This is a genomic window from Lyngbya sp. CCY1209 (assembly GCF_055795065.1).
In genome coordinates this window covers 1-3,618 of sequence record NZ_JAYFER010000288.1, presented here as the reverse complement: position 1 = coordinate 3,618, position 3,618 = coordinate 1, and the positions used below count along the sequence as shown (strand labels likewise).

At 49.5% G+C, this 3,618-nt stretch carries 2 protein-coding genes; one reads left to right on the top strand and one right to left on the bottom strand.

Annotated elements, in window-relative coordinates:
* Nucleotides 1–141: 141 nt before the first annotated feature.
* A complete protein-coding gene (locus tag AC0QHF_RS08480) occupies nt 142–1,854 on the bottom strand; it encodes an ATP-binding protein (RefSeq protein ID WP_324703770.1) in 1,713 nt (570 codons plus the stop codon).
* 214 nt (nt 1,855–2,068) lie between these two features.
* On the opposite strand from AC0QHF_RS08480, the gene AC0QHF_RS08475 reads away from it, so the two are divergent.
* Nucleotides 2,069–3,424 carry a PDDEXK family nuclease gene (locus AC0QHF_RS08475; RefSeq protein WP_324703769.1) on the top strand — a complete coding sequence of 452 codons (1,356 nt, stop codon included), beginning with the start codon at nt 2,069–2,071 and terminating at the stop codon, nt 3,422–3,424.
* The last annotated feature ends 194 nt before the right edge of the window (nt 3,425–3,618 follow it).

Below are 3,618 nucleotides of genomic sequence, written 5' to 3'. Positions count from 1 at the left end.
AAAAAGGTGAAGATCCCCCCCGGCCCCCCTTTGTAAGGGGGGAGGAAGAGGGGAGAATTGCGCTCAAAGTCCCCCTTCTTAAGGGGGATCATGGGGGATCATCCGGATCTCATCGAATCAAAAACCGCGTTGACTTCCCAATTAAAATCCCAGATCGTCCAGGGCGGTAGTCGCCGCCTCAAATACCGCCTCGTCCGGCATTTCCTGCCAATCCGTCGCCCCAATTTCGCGGTAAAATGTCTCGTCGTAGGGCCGGGTGCGGATCACCACCGGCATGGGGACGGCGTGTCCCAACACCAACGCCTGCTGCTTCGAGTCCAGCTTCGCGAGCACCGATCGCAAACTGTGACTGCCCGAAACCCCGGTAAAAATGGCATCGATATCCTTTTCATCATTTAATAGTGCCGTGATGCGGGTTCCGACTTGGGACATCACCTCGGAATCGATCCCGGACGGACGCTGATCCACCACTAATAGGGTGACAAAATATTTTCGCATTTCTCGGGCGATGGTGCCGAAAATCGTCGATCGCACGATCGCCGGATCGAGAAACCGGTGCGCCTCCTCAATTGTAATCACCAAAGGTAAAGGGCGATCGCTGGGATTTTTCGAGGCCAAAAACGTCTCCGCCTTCCGCACATAAGCCTGGTGAATGCGGCGGGTGATCATATTCGTCACCAGCATATAAGACAGCATATCCGACTGGGAACCGAACTCAACGATAACGTGCTTTCCGGCGTCGAGGGATTGCAGGATGCGATCGATATAATTAAACGGACAAGTCGGGCGCATATATTTGAGATTATCCATCCGCATCAACTTCCGCTGCAGGGACATGATCGAGCCCTTGTGGCCGCGGCGTTCGTCGCAGAAAAGCTGGATTTCCTCATTCGTCATTGCCAGCAATTGCGAGATCCAATCCGTCCCAAATTCGCTGCGGAGAATATTGGCACTATCGAGACTCGCCTCCGACAAATTCAACTCCCGCTGCACCAAATTCAGATCTTCAACCTCGATCTGTTTGTAACTCAAATACAATTCCTGGGCGTCGCGAATCCCCCGGCGGCGGGTGGATTCGGGATCGAGGGTGTAAACCTCCACCTGTCCGGGAAACAGTTGTCGCAGTCCCTTGACGGTGTTGAATTTTTTCCCCTCCGAAACCGCCTCCCAGCCGTATTCCGAGTGCATATCGAAAATCAGGTTAACGGCGGCTTTTTTGCGGATAATGCCCGATAATAATAGGCGGGTGAGGAAGGATTTTCCCGTCCCCGACTTCCCGAAAATGCCGTTGCTGCGTTCGACGAAGCGATCGAGGTCCAGACACACCGGAACCGGCATATCGATGGGTTCTCCGATCGCAAAATTGCGCCGCTGGGGGTCATCCTCCCAACCGAAAATAATCCGAAAATCCCGTTCGCTGGCTTCGTAAACCTGGGAGAAGTGGGAGGGGATGGTTTTCACCGGCAGCAGTTCAAAGTCCGCCGCGTTGGTGTTGGCTTGGAAGGAGGCGGCGCCGTTGCCGTTTCGTTTCGGTTCGGCGTTGTGAAATTCCGACACCTCCCGATTCAGCATCAACATCGGACTCAATTCAATAGTTCCGTAGGTGCTGTTTCCGGCTAAAACGGCTTGCAGGAAGTCATCTTCCGGACGGGGGGGGTTGCTGAGAATGCGGGCGCTGGCGGTGCCGAGGGAAACGTCCGTGAGGAGACAGAAAAAGTGCGATCGCACCCCGCGCACCACCAGGAATTTCCCGACGCGCATTTCCTCGACGGAAACATCCGGGTGCAGCCGCACCTCCAACCCTTTCGTCAAGGAACCTTGAATTACAGAACCGAGCGGTTTTTCGAGTGTCATCAGATGCTATTCCAGCGGATTAAATTTCATCGAGTTTGGGAGATATGGCGCTGCGCGCAGGGTGTGGGGTGTGGGGTGTGGGGTGTGGGGAATAGAAACCGCTTTGTCATCAGGGTTGTAAGGTTTTTCCCTCGAATGAAACTGTCAACACAGAGCATACAGCGCTATACCTTGGCTATCTTACCGCTTTTTCTATCTATTATGATGGATCGAGATGGATGGAAAAGCAAGGGAGGCGATCGCTTTTTTGTGGAAATCCCAAAAACCCGATTCAGTCATTTTAGGACTCAAGCCCAACAACAGCCATCAAAACCCTCCGTTGTTGCGCTTTAGCGCTTCCGGGGCTAAAGCGCAACAACAATCGCCATTGAGTTATCGATCGGGTATGTTTGACGGACATCTATTGCAGAAAAATGGGAGCGAGTGGGGCTTTGTCAATGAAGAAGCCCTGGAAAATTTTTTATATCAAAATTTAGGACAATTATTTGACATCACGCCTTTGGCACAACAATACAACGTCGAAAGTCAACGATGCGACATCTTGGCGGTGGGCGATCGCAAAAAATTGTTCGTGTTGGAGTTGAAGAATGCGGAAGATCGGGGCATCGTCCAACAATTGACCCGTTATTATGATGCCCTGTTGGAGGACAAACCGTTTGGCGATCGCGTGGATTATGACAAACCCGTGCAATTGATCGCGATCGCCCCCAGCTTCCACCGCGATAATTTCACGGACAAAAAATATCACACCCTCGATTTTCAGTTTTTAGAATTTTCAGTTATTGAAAGTCGAGATAAATTCTATCTCCGCCTGCGAGATGTTGACAGCGACACCGTTTCACAAGTCAAAATCCCGTATCAAAAACCCAAAACGGATTTAGATTTACCTCCCATACCGCCCGCCCTCGCCAAGCTTCTGAATAAGTGCGAACCCAGCCAGCAGCAAAAGATATTGGAAATTCGGGAGAAACTTTTATTATTTGATAACCGGATGCAGGAGATCGCATCGGCGAACAGCATAAAATATGGAAATGGAACGGCCAAGAATAGTAAGTTTTGCGCCGAGTTTATGGCGTACAAGGATGAAATTATATTGTTTCTCTGGATACCCTACAAAATGGGCGAGAGTCCGAGAATCGGTCGGGCGAGGATTTGGACGGACTGGCAGGATCGCGCTTTGATTGAGGGTTATGTATCCCGGGGCGTGGGAACGGAAATTAATCGAGCCAAGAGAAATATACAAAGGATAATTGATGCAATTCAAAAAGGTGATCGAGGAACATATGGGGGGTTTCATTGGGATGGGTATATTGGAAACAAATTGTATCGCATTTCATTGCCAGTCACAAAAGTTATGGGCGAAAAATATTTTAGAGAGGCTCGTAGAATCCGCAATGATGCGAGAAAAAATAAAGCGCTATTATATGAAGAAATAGAGCTTGAAAAAATGAATAATAAAATGTGGGAAATAGAAACGAATATAAAATTTTCGTCTCAAGTTGAAAATTACGATCGCTCTCTAGAATCCCTGCTGGATTTGGCTTTGGAAAAATGGTCGGATCGGGTTTGAACTGGTCTTGTCGCCCAGCCAACCGCCTTGAAATAAATTTCAAGGCTAATAGCAAAAGTCCACTCAAGTGGACTCAATCAAGTATAACAATGTGAAATGATTCCGGAAAAAAATCGTTCCACTCAAAGCCCCCAGAATTGGGGGTTTGGGGGCGCGACGATTTACCAATAGTTTCCGATTGCTAACAATGTGAA

Bases quoted from the DNA above. Each gene is read 5' to 3' on its own strand.
- AC0QHF_RS08480 (WP_324703770.1), bottom strand. From the start codon at position 1,854: ATGACACTCGAAAAACCGCTCGGTTCTGTAATTCAAGGTTCCTTGACG.
- AC0QHF_RS08475 (WP_324703769.1), top strand. From the start codon at position 2,069: ATGGATGGAAAAGCAAGGGAGGCGATCGCTTTTTTGTGGAAATCCCAA.